This is a genomic window from Cellulomonas phragmiteti (assembly GCF_016862775.1).
In the GTDB taxonomy this organism is placed as follows: Bacteria; Actinomycetota; Actinomycetes; order Actinomycetales; family Cellulomonadaceae; genus Cellulomonas; species Cellulomonas phragmiteti.
This window is the reverse complement of sequence record NZ_BONP01000003.1, coordinates 111,512-136,048: the sequence shown is the minus strand read 5'-3', so window position 1 is coordinate 136,048 and position 24,537 is coordinate 111,512. Positions and strand designations below refer to the sequence as shown.

29 protein-coding genes and 1 pseudogene are annotated in these 24,537 nt (G+C 73.5%); 5 read left to right on the top strand and 25 right to left on the bottom strand.

What is annotated here, in order from left to right; all coding sequences use genetic code 11:
* Positions 1–13: 13 nt before the first annotated feature.
* From Cph01nite_RS03965 to Cph01nite_RS03930, 8 genes are all read right to left on the bottom strand, one after another.
* Positions 14–544: a hypothetical protein gene (locus Cph01nite_RS03965; protein WP_203671304.1), complete on the bottom strand. Its 531-nt coding sequence runs from the start codon at positions 542–544 to the stop codon at positions 14–16.
* Positions 545–779: 235 nt separating this feature from the next.
* Positions 780–1,499, bottom strand: coding sequence for a DedA family protein (locus tag Cph01nite_RS03960; protein ID WP_203671302.1), 720 nt, complete (start codon positions 1,497–1,499; stop codon positions 780–782).
* Positions 1,500–1,590: 91 nt separating this feature from the next.
* Positions 1,591–2,385 (bottom strand): glutamine amidotransferase, encoded by a 795-nt coding sequence (locus Cph01nite_RS03955; protein WP_203671300.1) that lies wholly within the window; start codon positions 2,383–2,385, stop codon positions 1,591–1,593.
* The gene (locus Cph01nite_RS03950; RefSeq protein WP_203671298.1) at positions 2,385–3,077 is read right to left on the bottom strand and encodes a peptide deformylase; all 693 of its coding nucleotides are present in this window, start codon (positions 3,075–3,077) and stop codon (positions 2,385–2,387) included. Before Cph01nite_RS03950 ends, Cph01nite_RS03955 begins: the two co-directional genes overlap by 1 nt.
* A gap of 51 nt (positions 3,078–3,128) precedes the next feature.
* Positions 3,129–4,475: a phosphoglucosamine mutase gene (gene glmM, locus Cph01nite_RS03945; protein ID WP_203671296.1), complete on the bottom strand. Its 1,347-nt coding sequence runs from the start codon at positions 4,473–4,475 to the stop codon at positions 3,129–3,131.
* 172 nt (positions 4,476–4,647) lie between these two features.
* Entirely contained in the window at positions 4,648–5,136 is a 489-nt protein-coding gene (gene rpsI / locus Cph01nite_RS03940) for a 30S ribosomal protein S9 (RefSeq protein ID WP_203671294.1), read from the bottom strand.
* Between the two features lie 43 nt (positions 5,137–5,179).
* Entirely contained in the window at positions 5,180–5,623 is a 444-nt protein-coding gene (gene rplM, locus Cph01nite_RS03935; protein WP_191782414.1) for a 50S ribosomal protein L13, read from the bottom strand.
* A 217-nt stretch (positions 5,624–5,840) separates the two neighbouring features.
* Entirely contained in the window at positions 5,841–7,517 is a 1,677-nt protein-coding gene (locus Cph01nite_RS03930) for an ATP-binding cassette domain-containing protein (protein WP_203671292.1), read from the bottom strand.
* A 98-nt stretch (positions 7,518–7,615) separates the two neighbouring features.
* On the opposite strand from Cph01nite_RS03930, the gene Cph01nite_RS03925 reads away from it, so the two are divergent.
* A complete protein-coding gene (locus tag Cph01nite_RS03925; RefSeq protein ID WP_203671290.1) occupies positions 7,616–8,047 on the top strand; it encodes a DUF5709 domain-containing protein in 432 nt (143 codons plus the stop codon).
* Positions 8,048–8,099: 52 nt separating this feature from the next.
* Here the strand turns inward: Cph01nite_RS03925 and truA are convergent, their stop codons facing one another.
* Positions 8,100–9,026 (bottom strand): tRNA pseudouridine(38-40) synthase TruA, encoded by a 927-nt coding sequence (truA, locus tag Cph01nite_RS03920; protein WP_203671288.1) that lies wholly within the window; start codon positions 9,024–9,026, stop codon positions 8,100–8,102.
* 26 nt (positions 9,027–9,052) lie between these two features.
* On the opposite strand from truA, the gene Cph01nite_RS18990 reads away from it, so the two are divergent.
* Positions 9,053–9,826, top strand: coding sequence for an ROK family protein (locus Cph01nite_RS18990; protein WP_239069009.1), 774 nt, complete (start codon positions 9,053–9,055; stop codon positions 9,824–9,826).
* A 126-nt stretch (positions 9,827–9,952) separates the two neighbouring features.
* Here the strand turns inward: Cph01nite_RS18990 and Cph01nite_RS18985 are convergent.
* A pseudogene (locus Cph01nite_RS18985) lies at positions 9,953–10,513 on the bottom strand (alpha/beta fold hydrolase); the annotation flags it as partial.
* Between the two features lie 277 nt (positions 10,514–10,790).
* Here Cph01nite_RS18985 and Cph01nite_RS03910 point away from each other — a divergent pair.
* Complete coding sequence (locus Cph01nite_RS03910; RefSeq protein ID WP_203671286.1) at positions 10,791–11,159, top strand: hypothetical protein; 369 nt, start codon at positions 10,791–10,793, stop codon at positions 11,157–11,159.
* Positions 11,160–11,179: 20 nt separating this feature from the next.
* Positions 11,180–11,644, top strand: coding sequence for a hypothetical protein (locus tag Cph01nite_RS03905; protein ID WP_203671285.1), 465 nt, complete (start codon positions 11,180–11,182; stop codon positions 11,642–11,644).
* A 92-nt stretch (positions 11,645–11,736) separates the two neighbouring features.
* Here the strand turns inward: Cph01nite_RS03905 and rplQ are convergent, their stop codons facing one another.
* The 6 genes from rplQ to infA form a co-directional block, all read right to left on the bottom strand.
* Complete coding sequence (gene rplQ, locus Cph01nite_RS03900) at positions 11,737–12,258, bottom strand: 50S ribosomal protein L17 (RefSeq protein WP_203671284.1); 522 nt, start codon at positions 12,256–12,258, stop codon at positions 11,737–11,739.
* An 80-nt stretch (positions 12,259–12,338) separates the two neighbouring features.
* Positions 12,339–13,352 (bottom strand): DNA-directed RNA polymerase subunit alpha, encoded by a 1,014-nt coding sequence (locus Cph01nite_RS03895; protein WP_203671283.1) that lies wholly within the window; start codon positions 13,350–13,352, stop codon positions 12,339–12,341.
* A gap of 216 nt (positions 13,353–13,568) precedes the next feature.
* Positions 13,569–13,970, bottom strand: a complete 402-nt coding sequence (gene rpsK / locus Cph01nite_RS03890) for a 30S ribosomal protein S11 (protein ID WP_013117847.1) — start codon at positions 13,968–13,970, stop codon at positions 13,569–13,571.
* A 77-nt stretch (positions 13,971–14,047) separates the two neighbouring features.
* Complete coding sequence (rpsM, locus tag Cph01nite_RS03885; RefSeq protein ID WP_046528974.1) at positions 14,048–14,428, bottom strand: 30S ribosomal protein S13; 381 nt, start codon at positions 14,426–14,428, stop codon at positions 14,048–14,050.
* A 170-nt stretch (positions 14,429–14,598) separates the two neighbouring features.
* Entirely contained in the window at positions 14,599–14,712 is a 114-nt protein-coding gene (rpmJ, locus tag Cph01nite_RS03880; protein ID WP_013117849.1) for a 50S ribosomal protein L36, read from the bottom strand.
* Between the two features lie 70 nt (positions 14,713–14,782).
* Positions 14,783–15,004 carry a translation initiation factor IF-1 gene (gene infA / locus Cph01nite_RS03875; RefSeq protein WP_012867920.1) on the bottom strand — a complete coding sequence of 74 codons (222 nt, stop codon included), beginning with the start codon at positions 15,002–15,004 and terminating at the stop codon, positions 14,783–14,785.
* 313 nt (positions 15,005–15,317) lie between these two features.
* Between infA and Cph01nite_RS03870 the strand changes: the two genes are divergently transcribed.
* Complete coding sequence (locus Cph01nite_RS03870) at positions 15,318–15,803, top strand: VapA/VapB family virulence-associated protein (protein ID WP_203671282.1); 486 nt, start codon at positions 15,318–15,320, stop codon at positions 15,801–15,803.
* 56 nt (positions 15,804–15,859) lie between these two features.
* On the opposite strand, the gene map is transcribed toward Cph01nite_RS03870, so the two are convergent.
* The 9 genes from map to Cph01nite_RS03825 form a co-directional block, all read right to left on the bottom strand.
* Positions 15,860–16,699, bottom strand: a complete 840-nt coding sequence (gene map / locus Cph01nite_RS03865; RefSeq protein WP_203671281.1) for a type I methionyl aminopeptidase — start codon at positions 16,697–16,699, stop codon at positions 15,860–15,862.
* Positions 16,700–16,709: 10 nt separating this feature from the next.
* A complete protein-coding gene (locus tag Cph01nite_RS03860) occupies positions 16,710–17,288 on the bottom strand; it encodes an adenylate kinase (protein WP_203671280.1) in 579 nt (192 codons plus the stop codon).
* Positions 17,285–18,580 (bottom strand): preprotein translocase subunit SecY, encoded by a 1,296-nt coding sequence (secY, locus tag Cph01nite_RS03855; RefSeq protein ID WP_203671278.1) that lies wholly within the window; start codon positions 18,578–18,580, stop codon positions 17,285–17,287. The genes Cph01nite_RS03860 and secY overlap by 4 nt, the downstream gene beginning before the upstream one ends.
* Before the next feature lie 75 nt (positions 18,581–18,655).
* The gene (locus Cph01nite_RS03850; RefSeq protein ID WP_203671276.1) at positions 18,656–19,543 is read right to left on the bottom strand and encodes a hypothetical protein; all 888 of its coding nucleotides are present in this window, start codon (positions 19,541–19,543) and stop codon (positions 18,656–18,658) included.
* On the bottom strand, positions 19,540–20,274 hold the full coding sequence (locus Cph01nite_RS03845) for a SipW-dependent-type signal peptide-containing protein (protein WP_203671274.1): 735 nt from the start codon (positions 20,272–20,274) through the stop codon (positions 19,540–19,542). Before Cph01nite_RS03845 ends, Cph01nite_RS03850 begins: the two co-directional genes overlap by 4 nt.
* Positions 20,271–20,888, bottom strand: coding sequence for a hypothetical protein (locus Cph01nite_RS03840; protein ID WP_203671272.1), 618 nt, complete (start codon positions 20,886–20,888; stop codon positions 20,271–20,273). Before Cph01nite_RS03840 ends, Cph01nite_RS03845 begins: the two co-directional genes overlap by 4 nt.
* Positions 20,885–21,511, bottom strand: a complete 627-nt coding sequence (locus Cph01nite_RS03835; protein WP_203671270.1) for a signal peptidase I — start codon at positions 21,509–21,511, stop codon at positions 20,885–20,887. Before Cph01nite_RS03835 ends, Cph01nite_RS03840 begins: the two co-directional genes overlap by 4 nt.
* A gap of 86 nt (positions 21,512–21,597) precedes the next feature.
* On the bottom strand, positions 21,598–22,254 hold the full coding sequence (locus Cph01nite_RS03830; RefSeq protein WP_203671268.1) for an alternate-type signal peptide domain-containing protein: 657 nt from the start codon (positions 22,252–22,254) through the stop codon (positions 21,598–21,600).
* Positions 22,255–22,364: 110 nt separating this feature from the next.
* Positions 22,365–24,269 carry a choice-of-anchor K domain-containing protein gene (locus tag Cph01nite_RS03825; RefSeq protein WP_203671266.1) on the bottom strand — a complete coding sequence of 635 codons (1,905 nt, stop codon included), beginning with the start codon at positions 24,267–24,269 and terminating at the stop codon, positions 22,365–22,367.
* Positions 24,270–24,537: the final 268 nt, after the last annotated feature.

Below are 24,537 nucleotides of genomic sequence, written 5' to 3'. Positions count from 1 at the left end.
CGCCGCGGTGCGCTCAGGAACCCGGCGCCTGCGCCGTGACGGGCTGCGCGAGCGCGACCGGACGCTCCGTGCGGTCCACGACCTCGAGGTCCCCGAGCGCGACCTCCACCTCCTCGCCGGCGCACACCGCGTCGCGCGGGAGGAGGACCGCGGCCCCCATCGCGTCGACGAGCCACACCTGGGCGACGACCCCGACGCCGCACGCGGCCGGGGTACGGGTCACGACGCCGACCAGCGGGGACAGGTCGCCCTCCAGGCGCGTCTCCGTCACGGCCCACCACCTGCCGGCGGAGTCGCGCAGGGTCTCGCCGCGGTCGCACACCAGCGCGGTGTCGGCGACGAAGTCCTCCGGCGGCAGACCGCGCGTGGCCGCCTCGGGGGCGGCCGTCCGCAGCGACGCGTCGAGCTCGAGCCCCAGGGCGTCCAGCACGTCGGGCTCGAGACAGCTCGCGTCCGTGCGGACCTCGGCCGTCACGACCGGGCTCGGCGCGGCCACCGTCTGGCCGCAGCCGGCGAGCGCGAGCACGACGAGCACCGCCGTCACGCCGCGTCCTGCTGCCCGCACCATCGTCCTCCGCCGTCTCGTCCCCGGCCGCACGACGCCGGACCCCCGCGGGTCGCGGGGGCCTCGCGGACGGGCGGGGAGAGCGACGTCGACGTCGCCCTACCTGCGAGGGTAGGACGCCCACCGGGGCCGGTCGCGCCCACGCGGACCGTCGATACCGGATCGTTGTCACACTCCCGACATCGTGAGGTCATCGTGACCTCCGACAAGTCGGTCAGGCGGCGGTGCCCTCGCTGCGGGCCCCGGCCGGCTCGCCCCCGACACCTGCCGGCGGGAGACCGCCCGGTGTCATGACGGCGTGCTCGACGCCGGGGCCGGCCGCGGCCGCCCCGGGTACCGCGGGGGTGTCGATCCGCAGCCAGCGGCGCAGCGCCCAGTCGACCCCGAGCCCGATGACGAACCCGCCCAGCACCCCCGCGACCACGCCGACCAGCGGCGAGTGGCCCAGCACCGCACCGGTGCCGACACCGATCAGCGTCGAGTAGACCGCCCACGTGGACGCGGCGATGGCGGTGAGGAGCACGAAGCGGCGCCGCCGGAACCCCAGCGCCCCCGCGGTCATGTTGACCGCGACGCGCCCCACCGGGATGTAGCGCGCCGCGATGATGAACGCCGCCCCGCGGTCCCGCAGCGCCCGCTCGGCCCAGTCGAGCAGCGCCCGGCCCCGACGCCCCCGGAACCCACGCAGGTGCCGCACGTCCACGGCGCGCCCGATCTGGAAGGCGATCTGGTCCCCGACGAACGCCCCGACCGCGGCGACGACGACCACCGCCCACAGCACGGGGCTGCCGGTCGACGTCGACATCGACGCGAGCGCGATCACGAGGGACTCGCTGGGCACCGGCGGGAAGAACCCGTCGACCGCCGCGAACCCGAACAGCGCCGCGAAGACCCACGGCGACGCCGCCAGGTCGAGTGCCCACTGCTCGAGCACGTGCCCTCCCCTCGTCGTGCCCACCCCGACGGGGCCGACGTGACCACGCTAGGCGCGGACCACCCCGACGCACATCGGGTATGCCCCCCAATCAGCCCTGAGGGACGCGGATCTCGTCCCTCAGGACACCCCTGCCCCGCACCGGGTCATCCCCGGGACTGACGTACCGCTCGACGAACGCCCGCAGGACCGGCGGCACGGCGTCCACCCCGCTCGTTCGCGCGTCGGCCACCACCTGGGACGCCTGCGCCGGGTCGAAGTACCCGTCGAACCGGTACGCCTCGACGCGCGTCGCGAGCCCGTCGGCGTCGAGCTCGGGGTGGAACTGCGTCGCGTACACGTGCTCGCCGACGCGGAAGGCCTGGACGGGGGCCGTGGCGGAGCGGGCGAGCAGCACCGCGTGCGGCGGGAGCACGCTCAGCGCCTCCTTGTGCCCGACGAAGGCACCGAAGGTGGGGGGCGCCACGCCCAGGACGGGGTCGGCACGCCCGGCCGCGGTCAGCTCGACCGTCACGGCGCCGACGGGCTCGGGGTGCGCGCGGTCGACGACGCCGCCCTGGTGCCGCCCGAGGGTGCCGATGCCGTAGCACGCACCGAAGAACGGGAAGTCGGCGGCGACCACCGCGTCCAGCAGCCGCGCCAGGTCGGCCTCGACGCGCTGCTGCACGGCCGACTTGCCGTCCTCGGGATCGCTCACGCAGTAGGGCCCGCCGCCGAGCACGACGCCGGACCACGCTCCCAGGTCGACGTCACCCAGCGGGCGCGCCTCCAGGCGCACGCGACGCAGGGTCGACTCGTCCAGGCCCGTGCAGCGCAGCATCGCCGCGTACTCGTCGTCCGCGGGCGCGTCCTCGGGGCGCACCCCCAGGAACAGGAACGGCCTCATCACGACTCCTCCCCGGCACCCCGTCGTGCCGTGCGCGGCAGATCGAAGCCGAGAGCGCGTGCGGCCTCGCGCGGCTCCGGCTCCACCCCCCAGTGTGCCCCCCAGGCGTCCGTCGCGGACAGCGACCGGGTCAGGGCACGGTCGACGTACAGGGTGCCCCGCAGGTGGTCGGTCTCGTGCTGCACGATGCGGGCGGGCCAGCCGGCGACGGTCTCGTCGAGCGCGGCGCCCGTCTCGTCGTGGCCCGTGAGGTGGACGACGCGCGGCCGCGGGACCACCGCCTGGTACCCGACGACGCTGAGACATCCCTCGTAGAACGCCGCGGTGCCGTCGCCGACCGGCGTGTACGCCGGGTTCACCAGGACGCGGTAGGGCACCGCGGTCCGCTCCCGGACCCGTGCGACCTCGTCGTCGCCCGTGCCCGGGTCCTCGACGACGGCGACCGCCAGCGGCAGCCCGATCTGCGGGGCCGCCAGGCCGACGCCGGGTGCTGCCCGCATGGTGCGGTGCATGAGCGTGAGGAGCTCGGCCAGCTCGGCGGCGTCGACCTGCCCGTCGTACGGCGACGCGACCGTGCGCAGCACGGGGTGGCCGGCCTGGACGATCGGCGCGACGGCGTCGGGTCCGGCGGCACGTGCCGCGTCGAGGGTGCGGCGCACGAGCTCGCGCACGACCCGGTCACGCCCCGTCATCGCTGCTCCTCCCGCTCGCGGCCGGTGGTGGTCAGTGACGAGCGAACGCCGTCACAGCGCCAGCCGGTCGCGGACCACGTCGGCCAGCTCGTGCGCGACGCGCTCGGCCTCCTGCTGCGTGGCCGCCTCCACCATGACACGGACCAGCGGCTCCGTGCCCGAGGGGCGCAGCAGGACGCGGCCGGTGTCGCCGAGCGCCGCCGTGGCGTCCGCGACCGCGGCCGCCAGCACCTCGTCGTCGGTGCGCGTGCGGTCGACCCCGGGGACGTTGACGAGGATCTGGGGCAGGCGCCGGACGACGCCCGCCAGCTCCGCGAGCGGACGACCGGTCCCGACCACGCGGGCCGCGAGCTGCAGCGCGGTCAGCAGGCCGTCGCCGGTCGTGGCGTGGGCCGCCAGGATGATGTGGCCGGACTGCTCACCGCCCAGGCCGTAGCCGCCGGCGCGCATCGCCTCGAGCACGTACCGGTCGCCGACACCCGTCTCGACGGTCGCGATCCCGGCGTCACGCATGGCGATCCGCAGGCCGAGGTTGCTCATCACGGTGGTGACCAGCGTGTCGTGCGGCAGGTCGCCGCGCTCGTGCAGCGCGACCGCGAGGACGCCCATGATCTGGTCGCCGTCGACGAGCGTGCCGGAGGCGTCGACGGCGAGGCAGCGGTCGGCGTCGCCGTCGAGCGCCACGCCGAGGTCGGCGTGGGCCGCCACGACCGCGGCCTGCAGCTGCTCGGGGTGGGTGGAGCCGCACGCCTCGTTGATGTTGCGGCCGTCGGGCGACGCGTTGATCACGACGACGTCGGCGCCGGCCTCGCGCAGCGCGACGGGACCGACCTCGCTCGCTGCGCCGTTGGCGCAGTCGACGACGATCCGCAGCCCCTCGAGCCGGGTCGGCACGGTCCCGACCAGGTGGTCCACGTACTGCTGGCCGGCCAGGCTCACGTCGGTGCGGATGCGACCGACGTCGGCACCGAGCGGCCGGTCCCAGTCCTCGCCCATGCGCGCCTCGATGGCCGCCTCGACCTCGTCGTCGAGCTTCTGCCCGCCGCGCGCGAGGAACTTGATGCCGTTGTCGGGCATCGGGTTGTGCGAGGCGGACAGGACCACGCCCAGGTCGACGCCGCGCGCCGCCGTCAGGTAGGCCACGGCCGGGGTCGGCAGCACGCCGACGTTGTCGACGTCGACGCCCGCGGACGCCAGGCCCGCGGCGACCGCCGCCGAGAGGAACTCCCCCGACGCGCGCGGGTCGCGCCCGATCAGCGCCCGGGGACGGTGCCCGGCGAAGGCGCCCCGGGAGGCCAGCACGTGCGCTGCGGCGACGGACGCGTCGAGCGCGACCTCCGCCGTGACGTCCCGGTTGGCCAGACCGCGCACCCCGTCGGTCCCGAACAGACGACCCATCACCCGACTCCTTCGTCCTGCCGGGCGCACCCACCTCCGCGGGGGTGCGCGTCCGGCGCCGTGCCTGATCCGATCCCGGCGTCGCGTGGTGCGCGGCGCCGCCCCGTCCCCCGGCATGCCGATGGCCCCGGAGGTCGGTGGACCTCCGAGGCCATCGGGCCGGAGCGCTGGGTCAGCGCTTCGAGTACTGCGGCGCCTTGCGGGCCTTCTTCAGACCCGCCTTCTTGCGCTCGACCACACGCGCGTCACGCGTGAGGAAGCCGGCCTTCTTGAGCGCCGGACGGTTGTTCTCCGCGTCGATCGCGTTGAGCGCGCGGGCGATGCCCAGGCGCAGCGCGCCGGCCTGGCCGGAGACGCCACCACCCGTGATGCGCGCGACGACGTCGAAACGACCCTCGACGTCCACGAGCTTCAGCGGGGAGTTGACGAGCTGCTGGTGCACCTTGTTGGGGAAGTACTCCTCCAGGGCGCGACCGTTGATCGTCCACGTGCCGGTGCCGGGCACCAGGCGGACGCGGGCGACGGCCTCCTTGCGACGCCCGAGCGCCTGGCCCGGTGCCGTGAGGGACTGTCCGCGGCCGGTGGGGGCGACGGTCTCGGAGGTGTAGCTGGTGGGCGTGTCGTCGCCCTCGTACTCGGTCTCGACGGTGGTCTGAGCCACGGGATCCTCGCGTTCTGGTTTCTCTGCCGCAGCAGCCGGGGGCTTACTGCGCCACCTGGGTGAGCTCGAACGGCTTCGGCTGCTGGGCCGCGTGCGGGTGCTCCGCACCGCGGTAGACCTTGAGCTTGCTGATCTGTCCACGCCCGAGGGTCGTGTGGGGCAGCATGCCGCGGACGGCCTTCTCGATCGCCCGCTCCGGGTGCTTCTCGAGCAGGTCGACGTAACGGGTCGCCCGCAGACCACCCGGGTAGCCGGAGTGGCGGTAGGCGAGCTTGGTCTCACGCTTGTTGCCGGTCAGCGCGACCTTCTCCGCGTTGATGACGATGACGAAGTCGCCGCCGTCGACGTGGGGAGCGAAGGTCGCCTTGTGCTTGCCGCGCAGCAGCGTGGCCACGTGGCTGGCCAGGCGGCCGAGCACGACGTCGGTCGCGTCGATGACGTACCAGTTCCGCTCGACGTCGCCGGGCTTCGGGGTGTACGTGCGCACGGGGTGCCTCTGTCTCGTGATACGTGTCGTGGCCGGGCGCGCAGGGGCGACCGGCCGAGGATGGCTGCCGGAGCATCCCGCCCGGCGAGTGGGATCGCACCAGGACGGCCATCGGCACCCGGTGGTGAGAAGCCACCGGTGCGCGACAGGGGACGCACAACGACGCACCAGACTACCTGCCGGAACGCCCCCACGGCAAAACACGTGGTCGCGGGCGTCAGCGCACCCGCTGCACGCGTCCCGCGTCCCACACGGGCTCCGGGGTCTCGACGACCGACCCGTCGGCACCGAACACGAGGAACCGGTCGAACGTGCGGGTGAACCACCGGTCGTGCGTCACGGCCAGGACGGTGCCGTCGAAGGCCGCGAGCCCCGCCTCCAGGGCCTCGGCCGAGTGCAGGTCGAGGTTGTCCGTGGGCTCGTCGAGGAGCAGGAGCGTGGCCCCGCCCAGCTCGAGCAGCAGGATCTGCAGGCGCGCCTGCTGCCCGCCCGAGAGCGTCTCGTAGGGCTGCTCGGCGGCGGCCACCAGCTCGTACCGGTCCAGCACCCGGCTGGCCGCCTCGCGCCCCAGGCCCGCACGGTGCCCGTCCCCGCGGTGCAGCACCTCCAGCAGGGTGCGCCCCACCAGCTCGGGGTGCGCGTGGTTCTGCGCGAACCACCCGGGCCGCACGCGCGAGCCCAGGGCGACGGCGCCCGTGTGCGCCACGGGCGCCACCGGGACGTCGCCCGCCGGGGCGTGCTCCGGGTCCGAGCCGCCCGCCGCGAGCAGCCGCAGGAAGTGGGACTTGCCCGAGCCGTTCGAGCCGAGGACCGCCACCCGCTCGCCGTACCAGACCTCCAGGTCGAACGGCTTCATCAGCCCGGAGAGCTCGAGGCCCTGCGCGACCACGGCACGCTTGGCGGTGCGTCCCCCGCGCAGCCGCACGCTCACCTGCTGGTCCCGGGAGAGGGCTGCCGGCGGCCCCGCCTCCTCGAACTTGCGCAGACGTGTCTGCGCCGCCTGGTACCGCGACGCCAGGCCGTCGTTGAACGCGGCCTTCTGCTTGAGGGTCACGACCAGCTCGCGCAGCTGCGCGTGCTCCTCCTCCCAGCGCCGCAGCAGCTCCTCGTGGCGGGCACGCCGGTCCGCACGGGCCTGCGCGTACGTCGCGAAGCCTCCCCCGTGCACCCAGGCCCGTGCGCCCGTGGCCGTCGGCTCCAGCGTCGCGACGTGCGTCGCGACGCGCGCGAGCAGCTCGCGGTCGTGGCTGACGAACAGCACGGTCCGGCCGCTGGCGACCAGCCGGTCCTCCAGCCACCGCTTGGTCGGCACGTCGAGGGCGTTGTCCGGCTCGTCGAGCAGCAGCACCTCGTCCGGCCCGCGCAGCAGGGCCTCGAGCACGAGCCGCTTCTGCTCACCGCCGGACAGCGTGCGCACGTACCGGTGCTGGGCACGCTCGAAGGGCAGCGAGAGCACCGCGTCGGTCACGCGGTCCCAGCCCACCTCGGCCTCGTACCCGCCGACGTCGGCCCAGTCCGCGAGCGCCTGCGCGTACCGCATCTGGGTGGGCTCGTCGTCCACCTCCATCATCGCCAGCTCGGCCGCGGCCAGCTCGCCGGCCGCCGCACGCACCGCCGGCGGGGCGAGGCCGGCGAGCAGGTCGCGCACGCTGCGCTCGTCGTCGATGCGCCCGACGTCCTGCCGCATGACGCCCAGGCCGCCGCTGCGCTGCACGGACCCCGCGTGCGGCGCCGTGTCGCCCGTGACGATGCGCAGCAGCGTGGACTTCCCGACGCCGTTGGGCCCGACGAGCGCGACGCGCGCCCCCTCGCCGACGCGGAACGTCACGTCCTGCAGCAGAGGACGCCCGTCGGGGAGCGTGTAGCCGACACCGCCGACGTCGAGATGACCCATGCCCCCAGTCTCCCCCGACCCCGGCCTCGGCCCGAGCCGATTTCCGCCGGGCCCGGCGTGCTGTGGCGGGCGGGCGCGGGCGGTGCTTGGCTCGTGGCATGAGCGACGACACCCCCGCCACCAGCACCGATCCCGCCCTCGGCTCGGAGGGCGACGCCGACCAGCTCCCCAAGGAGGACACCCTCGAGGAGCGCGGCGTCGACGACCTGCTCGACGAGGGCTACACCGTCCCCGAGCGCGACCGCAGCAACCACTGGGGCGAGACGGCGTGGGAGGAGGTCCACGGCGAGCCCCTGGACCGTCGGCTCGCCGAGGAGGAGCCGGAGGTCTGGGAGCGCACGCCCACGCCGTCCGGCGAGCGCGAGGAGCTGCGCGCGGGTCGCCTCCTGAGCGACGACGCCGCGCTCGACGCGGGCGTGAACGACGAGTTCGCGATCGACGCGGGCGTCGCGGGTGGTGCGGCGAGCGCCGAGGAGGCGGCCGTCCACCTCATCGAGGAGGAGTACGTCACGGACGAGGACGCCGACTGACCGACGTCGTCGGCGGGCGGACCGTCCGGTGCGCGTCGCCGGGCGGTCCGCCTCAGCCGCAGCAGCCCGGGTCGCCGGGACGGTCGACGTCGTCGGGGAGGCGGCGGGCACGGGTCTGCTCGGCACGGCGCGCGAGCTCGGGCGCCGTCGGGTAGCCGACCTCCTCGAGGGTGAGGCCGTGCGCCGCGACGACCGTCGCACCGCCCTCGCGCCGGCGGCTGTCGAGCAGGTCGCGCGGCCACGACGGGGGCCGCCGGCCCTCCCCCACGGCGAGGCTCGCGCCGACGAGGGCCCGCACCATCGAGTGGCAGAAGGCGTCGGCCTGCACGTGCGCGACCACCAGGCCCGCGTCCGGCCCGTCCGCGGGCCGCGACCAGGCGAACGCCTCCAGGGTGCGGATCGTGGTCGCGTCGGGACGCGGCTTGCAGTACGCGGCGAAGTCGTGGCGGCCGACGAGCGAGCGTGCGGCCGCGTCCATCGCCGCGACGTCCAGCGGTCGCCGGTGCCAGAGCACCCAGCCCCGGCGCAGGGGGTCGCGCGACGCGTCGTCGTCGGACACCCGGTAGGCGTAGCGACGGCGCAACGCCGAGAAGCGCGCGTCGAACCCGTCGGGGGCGCGCGCGACACGGTGCACGACCACGTCCGGCGGCAGCACCCCGGCCAGCCGGGTCGTCAGCGCGACGACGTCGGCGCGGTCCGACCGGCCGCGCGCCGCGGCGAGCGCCTCGGGAGCGACGTCGACGTGCGCGACCTGGCCCCGTGCGTGCACGCCGGCGTCCGTGCGCCCTGCGACCGTCAGGCGGGGCGCGGGCTCCCCGCGCGGACCGCAGCGCAGCACGGTGCCCAGTGCGTCCTCGACGACGCCCTGCACGGTCCGCAGGCCCGGTTGCCGGGCCCAGCCGGCGAACCCTGCGCCGTCGTACGCCAGGTCCAGGCGCAGCCGGACGGTCGGGGTCTGCTCGCCGGTCACGGCCCCCACCGTAACGGTGGCGCTACCGTGGCACGGTGCCCCACGCGTCCGAGCCGTACACCCTGGCCGTCGACTGCGGCGGCAGCGGGATCAAGGCGTCCGTGCTGGACGCGGCCGGCACGCTGCACGCCCCGCCGGTGCGCGTCCCCACGCCCTACCCCCTGCCGCCGCACCGACTCGCGGACACCATCGCCGAGGTGGCGGCCGGCCTGCCGGCAGCGCAGCGCGCCACGGTCGGGGTGCCGGGGATGATCCGCCACGGCGTCGTCGTGGCGACCCCGCACTACGTGACCCGTGCGGGTCCGCGCACCGCCGTGCTGCCGGAGCTGCGCGCCGCGTGGGCGGGCTGCGACGTGCAGGCCCTGCTGCGCGACCGGCTCGGGGTGCCCACGCTCGTGCTCAACGACGCGGAGGTGCACGGCGCCGGCGTGGTGTCGGGCACCGGCCTCGAGCTCGTCCTCACGCTCGGCACCGGCCTGGGGTCGGCCCTGTTCGACGGTGGCCGCCCCGCCCCGCACCTCGAGCTGTCGCACGCCCCGGTGCGCTGGGGCACGACGTACGACGCGTACGTCGGCGAGCACGAGCGCGCACGTCTCGGCGACGCGCTGTGGTCACGTCGGGTGCGCAAGGTCGTGGAGGGGTTCCGTCCCGTCTTCCACTGGGACCGGCTCTACCTCGGGGGCGGCAACTCGCGCCGCGTCTCCGCGACCACCCTCGAGCGGCTCGGCGACGACGTGGTCGTGGTGCCCAACCAGGCCGGGATCGTCGGCGGGGTGCGCGCCTGGGCCCTCGCGGCGCGGGACGTCTGAGCGGTCCGCGCCGCCCCCCGGCCCGCGGTCGTCCAGATCGGCCAGCGCCTCCAGCAGCACCCGGGTGAAGCGCACGGGCCGGACCAGGCTCACGAGGTGCGTCGCGCCCGGGACGACGACGAGGTGGCCGTCACGGCAGGCCGCGAGGAACCGCCGCTCGTCCCCCCGGAAGTGGTCGTAGCGGCCGTTGACGAGCCAGACGGGCACCTCGACCCGTGCCAGGTCGGCGATCGGGTCCGCGGCCCGCACGGCGCGCATCGCCTGCCCGACCACGTCGTACGCGAACCCGCCGGCGGCGACGTCGAGGGCGCCCTGCGGGGGCAGCACGCGGTCGACCAGCGCCTGGTTGACCGCCGCGCCACGGTCCGGCAGCCGGGCGAAGAAGCCGTCGGCGAGGGCCCCCCACGCGCGGACCACGACCGGACGGGGCCGCGTGCTGCAGGCCGCGGCGACGAGCCCGACCACCTGCTCCGGGTGGCGCGCGGCGTGCGCGATCGCGACGTAGCCCCCGAGCGACAGCCCGACCACCACGGCCCGTCCACCCAGGGCGTCGACCGCGTCCCGGACCGCCGCGATCGCCCCGTCCCAGATGAAGGTCTCGGCGATCCGCTCGCCGTGGCCCGGCAGGTCGATCGCGACCGCGGGGCGCCCCGCGCGCTCGAGGGACTCGAGCTGCGCGCGCCACATCGTGCGCGACGTGCGCAGGCCGTGGACGAGCAGGACGGGCGTCGGTCGGGCGGCCATGCTCGCGACGCTACCGCCGCACGGCCGGACGGGTGAGCGTGGCCGGGTCGCTGGGTGAAAGCACTCTGCCGACTCGTCCGGTACGGCCGGGGCGAACCGGCGCGTACGACGCGTTCGGCACGAATCCATAGGTTGCAGATTGAACTAACGGTGGCGACCATCGATCAGGCCCATCCGCGGGCCGACGCCCCGCGTCACCCGAGTCACCCAAGGACACCCCATGACTGCCCCCGACGTCGCTCTGTCCCGCACCCTCGACCTCGACGGCGCCCTCGCCATCGCCCTCGTCGACTACGGCAGCGGCATGGCCCTCGCCACCCGCACCAACGTGCCCTTCGACCTCGAGCTGGCGGCGGCCGTCAACACCGAGGTCATCCGCTCCAAGCTGCGGGCCATCGAGAGCCTCGGCCTCGACGAGACGATCGAGGACATCCTCATCACCCTCACCGGCCAGTACCACCTGATCCGTCTGGCGTCGCGTCCCGGCCTCACGGGCGTCTTCTCGTACCTCGTCCTCGACCGTGCCAAGGCCAACCTGGCGCTCGCGCGTCGCGCGCTCAAGCAGCTCGAGGACGAGATCGACCTCTGAGCCACCCCGCGACCAGCGAGATGGACGACCCCGTCCGCGACGTCCTCGAGCGCCTGCACGACGCGCTCGGGGACGTCGCGCACGTGCTCCTGCTCGACCCCGGCGAGCGCACCGTCGTCACCGACGACCAGGCCCCGGCGCACGTCCTGGCGGCGGCACGTGGCATCGCCACCGCGCTGGCCGCCGCGGCCGGCGACTCGCGCACGGCGGCGATCGTCGAGACCGCCACGGCGACCCTGTACGCCTCGCACACCCCCGGCGGGCTCGTGGCCGTCCTGGTCGGCCCCGCCGCGTGGAACGTGGCCCTGGCCCGACGCACCGCGGACCCGCTGCTGCGGGACCTCCTCACCGAGGACCTCACCGCACGCACCCGGGCCGCGGCGGCGCTGCTCGCCCGCACCCCCACCGCCGGTACCCCGGCGCTCGGCACCCGGGCGCAGGCCGTCCGTGCCGACGCCGTGCGGTCCGTCGCCCGGTCCGACTGAGCGCGGCGCCCCCGCACCAGACGCACGACGCAGACGCACGACGAGGCCCGCACACCGTGACGGTGTGCGGGCCTCGTGCCGTGCGGGGTGGATCAGGCCTTGTCGGCCGCGGCGTCCTCGACGGGGGCGTCCTCGACCGGGGCGTCCTCGACGGGCGCGTCCTCGACGGGCGCCGACTTCTCGGCAGCCGTCTTCTTCGGCGCGGACCGCTCGGTGGCCTTGGTGGCCTCCTTGACGACGGCCTGCTTGGGCGACATCGGCTCGAGCACGAGCTCGATGACGGCCATGGGGGCGTTGTCGCCCTTGCGCGGGCCGATCTTGGTGATGCGCGTGTAGCCGCCCTGGCGGTCGGCCACGGCGGGCGCGATCTCCGTGAACAGGGTGTGCACGACACCCTTGTCCTTGACGACGGTCAGCACGCGACGACGCGCGTGCAGGTCGCCGCGCTTGGCGAACGTGATGAGGCGCTCGGCCAGGGGACGCAGGCGCTTGGCCTTTGTCTCCGTCGTCGTGATCCGCCGGTGCTCGAACAGCGCCGTCGCGAGGTTCGCGAGGATGAGCCGCTCGTGCGCCGGGCTGCCACCGAGCCGGGGACCCTTGGTGGGCGTGGGCATGGTCTCTACTCCTTGGGTTCTGCGGTGAGGGCGACGTCCCGCGTCCGGCGCGTCAGCGCGCGGTCGCAGGACCACCTACGTCAGTACTGCTCGTCCTCGACGAAGTCGGTCTCGTCGTCCCCGTAGTAGGCGCCGGCCGCCGAGGGGTCGAAGTCCAGCGGGCTGTCCTTGAGGGTCAGGCCCAGCTCGGCCAGCTTCTCCTTGACCTCGGTGATCGACTTGGCGCCGAAGTTGCGGATGTCGAGGAGGTCGGCCTCGGACCGCGCCACGAGCTCGCCCACGGAGTGGATGCCCTCGCGCTTGAGGCAGTTGTAGGACCGGATCGTCAGCTGCAGGTCCTCGATCGGCAGCGCCAGGTCCGCGGCCAGCGCCGCGTCCGTCGGCGACGGGCCGATCTCGATGCCCTCGGCCTCGACGTTGAGCTCACGCGCCAGGCCGAACAGCTCGACGAGCGTGCGGCCGGCCGACGCGAGCGCGTCGCGCGGGCTGATCGCCGGCTTCGTCTCGACGTCGACGATGAGCTTGTCGAAGTCGGTGCGCTGCTCGACTCGGGTCGCCTCGACCTTGTAGGTCACCTTGAGCACCGGCGAGTAGATCGAGTCGACCGGGATGCGACCGATCTCGGCGTCGAACGACTTGTTCTGGTTGGCCGACACGTAGCCACGGCCGCGCTCGACGGTCAGCTCGATCTCGAGCTTGCCCTTCTCGTTCAGCGTGGCCAGGTGCAGGTCGGGGTTGTGCACCTCGACGCCGGCGGGCGGGACGATGTCAGCGGCGGAGACCTCGCCCGCGCCCTGCTTGCGCAGGTACATCACGACCGGCTCGTCGTTCTCCGAGGAGACGACGAGGTTCTTGATGTTGAGGATGATCTCGGTGACGTCCTCCTTGACACCCGGGATCGTCGAGAACTCGTGCAGCACCCCGTCGATCCGGATGGACGTCACGGCGGCGCCCGGGATGGACGACAGGAGCGTCCGGCGCATGGAGTTGCCGAGGGTGTAGCCGAACCCCGGCTCGAGGGGCTCGATGGAGAACCGCGAACGGTGCTCCGAGATGACCTCTTCGGTCAGGGTGGGACGCTGTGCGATCAGCACGGTGTGTTTCCTCTCCGCGAGCGTCCGCCATATGACGCTGTCGCAGGTACTGCGTGCCTGGACGTGCCTCGGTCCGCACGTCTGGGCGTGAGTGCTGTGATGGTCCGACGCGCCTGCGCGCAGTCCCGTCCCGTCACGTGGTGTCGGGCGTGCTGCGCGGCGGACACGCGAGGGCCGGGACGGGTACCACGGGGCACCGTCCCGGCCGGACGCGGGTCAGACGCGGCGACGCTTCGGGGGACGGCAGCCGTTGTGGGCCTGCGGCGTCACGTCCTGGATCGAGCCGACCTCGAGGCCGGTCGCCTGCAGCGAGCGGATCGCCGTCTCACGGCCCGAGCCGGGGCCCTTGACGAAGACGTCGACCTTGCGCATGCCGTGCTCCTGGGCGCGACGGGCAGCCGCCTCGGCCGCGAGCTGCGCGGCGAACGGCGTCGACTTGCGCGAGCCCTTGAAGCCCACCTGACCGGACGACGCCCAGGCGATCACGGCGCCCGACGGGTCGGTGATGGACACGATGGTGTTGTTGAACGTGCTCTTGATGTGCGCCTGGCCGTGGGAGACGTTCTTCTTCTCCTTGCGGCGCGGCTTGCGCACGGCGGTACGGGACTTGGGAGGCATCTCTTCTTCTCTCGAGGTCTGCGGGTCGGTGGGCCGACGGGCGGGCGGTCAGCGGCAGGCGCGACCAGCCCGCGGCGTCACTTGCGCCCGGCCTTCTTCTTGCCGGCGACGGTGCGCTTGGGGCCCTTGCGGGTACGCGCGTTGGTCTTGGTGCGCTGACCGCGCACCGGGAGGCCGCGGCGGTGACGCAGACCCTCGTAGCTGCCGATCTCCACCTTGCGGCGGATGTCGGCGGCGATCTCGCGACGGAGGTCACCCTCGAGCTTGAAGCTGCCCTCGAGGAAGTCGCGCAGGGCGACCAGCTCGGTGTCGCCCAGGTCCTTGACCCGGACGTCGGGGCTGATGCCCGTGGCGGCCAGGGCCTGGTGCGCACGCGTGCGTCCGACCCCGAAGATGTAGGTGAGGGCGACCTCGACCCGCTTGTCGCGGGGCAGGTCGACACCGATGAGACGTGCCATGTGCCTGGTGGCTCCTGTACTGCTCTCGGAGGTCTGCCGCACCGTCCTCCCGCAGTGATTGCGGGCCCCAGCCTCCGAGCTGGGGGTTCACCGTGGTCGCGGCCCGAGGGCGACGATCACGGAGCGGCGGTGCGCTTGCTGCCCCGGTCGGGGGCGGGTGGTGCGTCTGCTCAGCCCTGGCGCTGCTTGTGGCGCAGGTTCTCGCAGATGACCTGGACGCGACCGTGCCGGCGGATCACCTTGCACTTGTCGCAGATCTTCTTGACGCTGGGCTTGACCTTCATCGCGTTCGTTCCTCCGCCGCCGCGTACCGGGCCACGGGTGGCCCGACCGACGGCGTCTCGATGGGGGTGGTTACTTGTAGCGGTAGACGATGCGCCCGCGGGACAGGTCGTACGGGCTGAGCTCGACGACCACCCGGTCCTCAGGGAGGATCCGGATGTAGTGCTGACGCATCTTGCCCGAGATGTGCGCCAGCACCTTGTGGCCGTTCGCGAGCTCCACGCGGAACATCGCGTTGGGCAGCGCTTCGACCACGCTGCCCTCGATCTCGATGACGCCGTCCTTCTTGGCCATGTCCTCCGCTAACTGTCGTGCTCGTCGTGTCCTGCCGGTGGTCGCCCCCCGGCGCGCCCTCGGGCGTGCCTCACCCCGCACGGGAACATGCGGGGTGTCGTGGGGTGAATGGTCGCCGCACAGCGGCGCACACAACCAACGGTCCATCGTACGCCATCGCGAGGGTGTGCGGGAACCGCGTGCGCCCCGGCGCGGGCGCACGGTTTCACCCCGGGGCGACATTCCGGGCCGCTCGGACGCGGTCCTAGTCTCGGGAGTGCTCTACGTCACGTCACCCACCGGCGCTGTGGCGACGACACCTCAGGGGGAGAACATGAGCACCACGATCGACGACGACCGCTTGCGCCCGGACGACCCGGCAGTGCGCCGACGCGCCGAGGAGACCCTGGGCGCCCGGCTCGACGAGGGCGCCGCGGCCGACTTCGTCAGCTCGCTCACCGCGCCGTCCGCGCCCGCGCCCATCGGGGCCACCGCCTCGCTCAACCTGGCCGTCTGGGGCAAGGTCGAGGTCACCACCGACGGGCCCGACGGGCAGCGCTGGTCGTACCACACGACCGTGTGGGGCGGGCCGGCCTACTTCGGCTCCTCGGTCGGCTTCCTGTACACCGCGTACGACAGCTGGTCGGCGTTCTTCGCCAACGCCCACGCGGTGCACGTCCAGGGCATCACCTCGCCGGTCGGGGTGCTCCAGGTCAACTGGTTCAACCGCGACGGCACGCCGGTCGGGCAGTTCAACGGCGCGGCCGGGGGCATCGGCCTGGTCGAGGCCGGCGGGGACGGCAGCTGGCGCCAGCTCTGACGGGCAGCGGCGCGGTGCCCGGTCCGCCGGGTGCCGCGCCGCGCTCCCGTGAGGTCTCAGACCGGCGGGGACGCCACGGCCACGCCGAGCCGCCCGAGCCGCTCCGCTCCCCCGTCACGCGCCGTCAGGACGACGATGCCCTCCGGGAGGATCGCCACCGTGTGCTCCCAGTGGGCGGCGCGCGAGCCGTCGTCCGTGACGACCGTCCACTCGTCGGCCAGCGTGTGGTTCTCCTGGGCGCCGCGCACCAGCATCGGCTCGACCGCGACGCACAGACCGGGCCGCAGCTTGAGGCCGCGGTCGCGGGTGCGGAAGTTCGGCACGTCGGGCGGCTGGTGCATCGCCGTGCCGATCCCGTGGCCGACGTAGTCCTCGACGATGCCGAACGGGTCCGCCCCGGTCCGTGCCGCGGCCGCCTCGACGACGTCCTCGACCGCCTCGCCGACCGCACCGAGCCGGTCGCCGGAGGCGAGCGCCGCGATCCCGGCCCACAGGGCGTCCTCGGTGGTGGCGGCGAGGTCGACATCCGCGGGGTCGGCGGGCTCGAGCACCACCGTGAAGGCCGAGTCACCGTGCCAGCCGTCGACGATCGCCCCGCAGTCCACGGAGACGACGTCACCGGGCTGCAGCACGCGCGACCCGGGGATCCCGTGGACGATCTCGTCGTTGACGGAGACGCACAGGGACGCGGGGAACCCGTGGTACCCGAGGAACGAGGGCGTCGCGCCGGCGGCGGTGATGACGTGCTCGGCCACCGCGTCGAGCTCGGCCGTCGTCACCCCGGGGGCGAGAGCGGCCCGCACCGCGTCGAGCGCGTCCGCGACGACGAGCCCGGCGCGCCGCATGAGAGCGACCTGCTCGGGCGTCTTGTACTCGATGCGCTCGCGACCGAACACGTCCGCGACCTCAGGAGCGGGACGGGCTGAGCACCGCGAGGAGCCTGGCCGTCACGTCGTCGACCTCGCCCAGGCCGTCGACCTGCACGAGCAGGCCGCGGGCCGCGTACACCTGCGAGATGGGCGCGGTCTGCTCGGCGTAGACGTCGAGCCGGTGCCGGATGACGTCCTCCGTGTCGTCCGCCCGCCCCTCGATCTCCGCGCGCTTCGCGAGGCGCTCGACGACGACCTGCGGGTCCACCGTGAGCTCGAGCGCGAGGTCGAGCTCACGGCCCGCCGCGGCGAGGATCTCGTCCAGCGCCGCGACCTGGGCGACGTTGCGGGGGTACCCGTCGAGGAGGAAGCCCTCCGTCGCGTCGGCCTGGCCGAGGCGGTCCCGCACGAGCTCGTTGGTCAGCTCGTCCGGGACCAGCGCGCCGGAGGCGGTGATGTCCTGCACACGCCGACCCAGCTCGGTGCCGTTCGTGATGTTGGAGCGGAAGATGTCGCCCGTCGAGATGGCCGGGACACCCAGCCGCTCCGCCAGGCGGGCGGCTTGCGTTCCCTTGCCCGCACCGGGCGGGCCGAGCAGGACCAGACGTGCACTCAACGCAAGAACCCTTCGTAGTGCCGCTGCTGCAGCTGGGACTCGATCTGCTTGACGGTCTCGAGGCCGACGCCCACGACGATGAGGATCGAGGCCCCACCGAACGGGATGTTGGCGCCGACGCCGAGGACGATGAACGCGATCATCGGGAGCAGGGCGACCAGTGCGAGGTAGATCGAGCCGGGCGTCGTGATCCGCGTGATGACGTAGTCGAGGTACTCGGCCGTCGGGCGGCCGGCGCGGATGCCCGGGATGAAGCCGCCGTACTTCTTCATGTTGTCCGCGACCTCGTCCGGGTTGAACGTGATCGCCGTGTAGAAGAAGCAGAAGAAGATGATGAGGGCGATGTAGATCGCGATGTGCAGCGGAGCGGCGGGGTCGGCGACGTTCACGCTGATCCACTGCACCCACCCGGCCGTCGCGTCGCCGAACTGCGCGATCAGCGTCGGCACCGCGAGCAGCGAGGACGCGAAGATCACCGGGATGACGCCGGCCATGTTGATCTTGATCGGGATGTAGGTGCTCGACCCGCCGTACATGCGCCGGCCCACCATGCGCTTGGCGTACTGCACCGGGACCCGACGCTGCGACTGCTCGACGAACACGACGAGACCGATGACGAGCACGACGATGGCCAGGACGGCGATGAACTTGACCACACCGTCGTTGCCGCCGGCGATCGACCACAGGGCGCCGGGGAACGACGCCGCGATCGACGTGAAGATCAGCAGCGACATGCCGTTGCCGACGCCGCGCTCGGTGATGAGCTCGCCGAACCACATGATCAGGCCCGTGCCCGCGGTCATCGTGATGACCATGATGAGCAGCGTGATGGGCGAGTCGTCCGGGATGACCTCGAGCGTGCAGCCCTGGAACAGGTTGCCGCTGCGCGCGAACGTGATGATGGTCGTCGACTGCAGGATCGCCAGGCCGATGGTCAGGTACCGCGTGTACTGCGTGAGCTTCGCGGTGCCGGACTGGCCCTCCTTGTGGAGCTCCTCGAACTTGGGGATCACCACGCGCAGCAGCTGCACGATGATGCTCGCCGTGATGTACGGCATGATCCCCAGCGAGAAGACCGACAGCTGCAGCAGCGCGCCGCCGCTGAACAGGTTGACCAGGCCCAGCAGGTCGTTGTCGGCGGTCTGCTCGATGCAGGCCTGCACGTTGGGATAGCTCACCCCGGGGGTCGGCAGGAACGACCCGACACGGAAGAGCACCATCATCCCGATGGTGAAGAGCAGCTTGCGCCGCAGGTCGGGCGTTCTGAACGCCCGAGCGAATGCACTGAGCACCTGTCGTCCTCCTGCTGTGTGGGCCGTCCTCCGACCCCGTCGCCGTCGATGAGCGGGACGGACCGCCGGTAGAGACTACCCCGCGGAGGGCGTGGAACCTGACCCGCCCGGGTGCTGGACGTCACGGCGACGGCGTGCGGCCCCCAGGAGGAGGGATCCGACACCGATCCCGACGACCGCGAGCAGGGCGGCCCGGAGCACGTCGAGGCCGGTGATCGCGAGCGCGGCGGCCGCCAGGGCTCCCCCACCGGCGCCCCTGCCCGCGGCGGCGGCGTCGGCTGCGTCGGCGCCACCCGACCCGGCTCCGGACCCGCCGGTCCCCGGCGTCGGGCTCGCGGTCGCCGTGGGCGTCCGCCCGTCGAGCCGGAGCTCGACCTCGTACGTGGCCGCGCGCGGCGCGACGTTCGCCCGGTTGCCCGAGGTGGCCGTCAGGGGAAGCGACGTCACCACGGTGACCTGCGTGCTCGCCCCCCGCGGCAGGAGGAGCTCGACGACCTGGGTCCGGCCCGCGGCCGCGAGCTCCCGGAAGGAGGACAGCCCCTCGCCCGAGGCCGTGCGCCAGGCGAGCGTGAGGTCGGTGTAGAAGTCGCCCGTCGGCATCCCGGTGGCGTGGTGCACGTCGAGCGCATCGGGGTCGAGCAGCGTGACGCCCCGCACCCAGCCGCGCAGGACGGCGTCGGCCGGTCCGTCGTTGGTGACCGTGACGGTCCGCCCCTGGGTGTCGCCCGGGACGGCGACCGGGGTACCGGAGAACGACGAGGACGACGTCGTGTAGGTCGAACCGTCCGCGGCCAGGTTGACGGTCGGGCCGTCCCAGGTCGTGACCAGGGCGTCGTCGAGCGCGGCGACGACCGGCGCCGCGACGACGGGGACCGGTGCGGCGGCGGCCGGGCCCGCGACCGGCCCGGCGACGAGCGCGAGCAGGCCGGCCGCGGCACCGAGGACCCGGGCCGGCCGGCTCACGGGACCGGCCGCGTGGTCGTGAAGGACAGCGTCAGGCGGTGCTGCGGCTCGTTGGCCGGCACGAACGTCTTGCGGACCTGCGCGCTCCAGCTGTCCTGGTCCGTGGCGCGCTGCGCGGTGAGCCCGCCGGAGGTCGAGACGCCCGCGTCGACGCTCGCCGTGTTGCCGTACGTGCCCTTCATGCGCTCGAACGTGGCGACCAGGCACCAGTGCTCGACCGTCAGCACGCGGGTGTCGCTGTACGTCGCGGCGACCGGTGTCGAGGACGTGGTGTCCGGTCCGGCCGCGCTCGTCGTGCAGGCGGCCGGGCTCGCGACGCGGACGAGCCGCACCGTGGAGTCCGCGAAGACCCCACCGGGCGCGATGGTCCGGGTCACCGTGTAGGTCAGGCCACGGTGCCCCTGGGCGAGCGCGTCGACCTGGAACGGGATGGCGACCGCTCCCGTCGTGTACAGCGTCGCGGCCGCCGCGGCGCCGAACGTGAAGTCGACCGTGTCCGTGGGGCTCGTCGCGTAGTCGGCCAGCGTGCCGGCGGGTGCGGGGGCCCCGACGCCGAAGACGACGACGCCGACAGGCATGCGTGCGGTGACGGTCTCGGTGTCGCGCCACAGCGCGAGGGTGCCGCCGCCGACGACGCCCAGCACGAGCGCGGCGCCGACCGTGAGCGCGACGACGGCGAGCGTCGGCAGGCTCGCGAGGCGTGCGCGGGTCCGCGCCCAGGTGACGGTCACGAGTCGAACCCGTCCCCGTCGCGGACCTGCTGCAGGTCGATCAGGAGGGTGCCGTAGGCGTCGGGGGCCGGCGCGGGGTTCGCGAGCGCGGACGGCGACACGACCACGACGGCCGCGTTCGCCCAGGAGAGCGTGGCCGTGACGGTCCACTCCCCCACGCCCGGGCCGAGGCGGGCGGCGCCACCGGGCAGGACGAGCGGCGTGCCGAGCGCGACCGGCGCCGTCGGCGGGCCGCTGGGCGGGGTCACGACGTACGTGCCGGTGACGCCGGCGGGCAGCGAGGCGGGCTCCTGCCAGGCGACCGTGAGGACCGCACGCAGGTTGTCGCCCTCGAGGGTGGTGCGGAACGACTGCGACACGGTGAAGGTGTCGCCGCGGGTCGCCAGGTGCGCGGCGGTCCCGTCCGTGCTCGGCACGCTGTGGGCCGGCACGACGTCGGGGCTGGTCTCGGTCCACGTGACGGGACCGACCAGCTCGAGGTCGAGGTTCCCGGAGCGCAGGACGCCGACCGAGGCGACCGCGTCGCTGGACCACAGGGTGTAGGTGACGCCCGCGGCCAGCGACGCCGCGAGGACCGCGGCGACGCCGATGGCGGAGAGCTTGCGCCGGCTCACCGTCCGGCTCCCGCGGCGGTGGGCGCGGCGGCGTCGGTCGTGCCGGGCGCGTCCGCGGAGTCCTCGTGCGGCGCGGCGGCGGCGTCCGTGCCGCGACGACGACGGTCCGGGCTGAGGACCATCCAGGCGGCGTACGCGAACAGCGCGAGCGCCACGCCGACCACGACGGACGACCGGTGCTGCCCGACGGCCAGCATCACGTGACCCACGTAGGGCACGTGGTAGACGACCTCGGCCTTGATCTGCTTGGCCTGCAGCGGCTCGTCGTCGGCGCCGTTGGCGTCGCCGCGCGTGACCCAGCGGGGGCCGTCGGACGTCGAGCGCACCTCGATGACCCGGTGCGTGACGAGGGTGGGGTCGTCCGGGAGCGGCTGGAAGGAGATGACGTCACCCACGCGCACCTCGGTGCGGGCGTCCTTGACGCCGCGGACGACGACGACGTCGCCGGGGTTGTAGGTGGGGACCATCGATCCGGTGAGGACGGTGAGTGCGGCACCGTCGAGCACCCGCGGGACGACCGCCAGGGCGATCGCGAGGGCGAGGACGGCCAGGACGGCCGCGGTGCTGACGATCGAGAGGAGACCCGCGAGCCAGCGGCGGCGCGGGGTGCGCGTGGTGCTCATGGGTACCTCCCGGGAGTGGGTCGGAGCGCGTGGGGACGGCGACGTCGGGCGGCGGGCCGGGATGCCGGCCCGCCGCCCGTGGTGTGTCAGAAGCCGTTGACGGCGTTGCCGCGCACCTGCGTCAGGGTGACGCCGATGCCGTCCAGGTCGACGATGTCGTCGCCCGTGAAGTCGGTGTCGTCGGCGTCGAAGGAGACGCTGACGACGACCACCACGTCGGTGGCGGAGGTGTCGTCGACGACGATGTTGCCCGCGCCGGCCTTGAGGTTCGCCGCGGCGTCGTGGGCCACGAACGTCAGCGTGTCGTTCGTGATCCCGGTGATCTCCGTGTAGGAGCCGGCCGTGGCCCCGGGCACGTACACCCGGTAGGTCACCTCGCCGCCGTTGCCGGCAACCGCGTCCAGACCGGAGAGGTTCAGCTGGGCCGCGAGGTTGTCACCCTCGAGCGTGACGTCGAACTCGTAGGCCGCCTCGGCGGTGTCCTCGGGGACGATCTTCCAGGTGGCGAGGTCGATCTCGTGGCCCAGGGTGCCCGTCACGGGCGCCGGGTCCACCGCGTCGACACGGTCGCCGGACACGTCGTACCAGACCGGCGCGTCGCCGGGCGTGACGGCGAAGTCACCGGAGACGATGCTGCCGCCGCCGAGGAACGCCTCGTCGGACCACGTCGCGAAGGTCGCGCCGCCGGCGAGGAGTGCGACACCGGCGGTGCCGGCGAGGATGCCCTTGGTCTTCTTGTTCATGGTCGTGCCTTTCTGGTGGGTCCGCCCGGAGGCGTGATCTGGGACGTCCGGGCGGGCGCCCCGAGGGGTGGAGGAAGTCGGTGGGTGTGGCCGGCGGTCGGTGGGTGGTGTCACAGCACCCCCGAGGACTGACAGCTGATCTCCGCGCCGGCCGCGAGTGACGGGATCGTCACCGTGGTGCCGGACGGGATGTCGGGTCGGCCGGGGCACGAGATCACCGTGTGTCCGGTGGTCGGGCTCCCGACGGTCGGGGTCACCGTGTACGCGTCGCGCAGCACGATGCCGGTCAAGGGGGTCTGGCCGGTGTTGCGCACCGTGTACCGCCAGACGACGGGCGTGCCGGCCTGACGCTCCTGGCCCGCGGCGAGCGGCGTGGTGAACGTGGTGTCGGTGGCGAGGTACGCCTGCTTCACCAGGTCCACGCCGTAGCGCAGGTTGAGGGCCGAGCACGTGTAGCTGCGGCCGCGCTCGAGCGTGAGGTCGTACGGGTTCACCGTCACCGTGACCGGGAGCGCACCGACGTCGTTGCGCCGGCAGACCATGCTGTCGAACACGTAACCGGTCTGCAGGGTCTCGGTGATGCGCACGACGCGGTTCCCGGCCGGGACCGGGATGGTCGCTGCGACCGACCCGGCGGCACCCGCGGTGACCAGCGGCGCACCGACGGCGTCGACCGTGAAGGACCAGCCCGGGGTCGGGACCGCCGCGGTCCCGCTCGGGATCGTGGTGCTGATGAGCGTCAGCACCGTGGGCGCGACGTACGTGTTGACGAAGGTGCAGACGATGGGCGCCGTCTGAGCGCTCGTGGCCTCCGGGACGTTCTCGAGGACGACCTGGCGGGTGACGAGCGTGACCGTCACGCCACCGGTGAGGGCGGCGCCGCCACCGTCCCAGCACGTGATCGACGAGAGCTCCCAGCTCGTGGCCGGCACACCCTCGGTCAGGGTCACCCGCTCGCCCGTCGCACGGAAGTCGCGGGCGGCGAGCGCGGCGCTGCTGCCGGTGCCCGTGATGGCCGTGGGCGTGAGGGAGAAGCTCGACGCGGCCCACGGTGAGTTGCTCACGGACGACGCGGACGTGAAGGTCGTCGTGGGGATGGACCCCGGCACGTCGCCCGCGGCGGCGACCTGCTTGACCACGCTGAGCGGACGGACCTGGTCCAGGCGGGCCCACAGGCACGCGACGGTCGTCGTCTCCTCGACGGTCTGCACGACGGTCGAGAACGACCCGGTGGGGGTGCTCGCGCACTGCGCGGTGCCGGTCCCCGCGGTCGTGAAGCCCTGGACGCTGAGGCGGTACGTCATCCCGTTGAGCGAGACCGTCTCGGTGCGGAGGAGGTTGGTGAAGGTGACCGTGTCGTTGTTCACCGGAGAGGACGCGGGCGTGGCGCTGTTCGGCGTCTCGTGCAGCACGTACGTCGACGAGAGAGCCGAACCGCCGAGGCTGACACCCATCGTGCCCTCGTAGTAGCTGGCGGTCGCCGTGATGGGGTTGTTGTAGTGGCGGAACGTCCCCAGGAGGAAGGAGGTGCCGCTCGCGACGGTCGTCGACGGGGACGGCGTCAGGCCGATGATGCTCTGTCCGAGCGAGTACTCCTCGCGCAGGTCGCCGTTGTTCGTGAACCCGTCGCTCAGGTTGGTGGGGCACCGGTTCGTCGTCTGCCACGCGCTCCACGGGGTGTAGAAGAGGAACCACGACCGCGTCCGGTAGTTGACGATCTCGTTGCCGTGCGCGGTGCGCGCCTCCGACGTGGTCAGCGTGCCGCTGCCCGGGTTGTACCTGATGCAGTTGGCCGTCGTGTTGTTGGTCGTCGGGTTGAGCGTGCCGGAACCGTCGGTGCCTCGGTGGTTGGTGAAGCTGGCCTGGATCGTGCCGGTCGTCGCCGCCGACGCCGGGCTCGCGGTCAGCACGCTGACGACCGGAGCGAGACCCAGGCCGAGGACGAGGGCGAGCGCTGCGCCGAGGGCGGCACGACGCGTGCCCGCCCTGCGCTGCCTGCTCGCGACTGTTCCCATGACCGGTGCTCCCCCTGGATCCCGCTGGTGGCCGTCGTGCCGCGCTCCTTGCCGAGCACTGCGCTTCCGACAGCCGGTTGCAGGTTCAAGTAGGTCATCCGTCCAGGACGGGCGTCCATCGCGACGTAACGGCTACCACCGGACACACCGGGACCTAGGCGGCCACAACGACGGGTGGTACTCCCCAGCCGCGCGGCGCCTTTCACCCGCTGCTTCGAAAGTCGGAACGCTTGCCATGACGAAACGTGACTCACCCCGTGTCGGACCA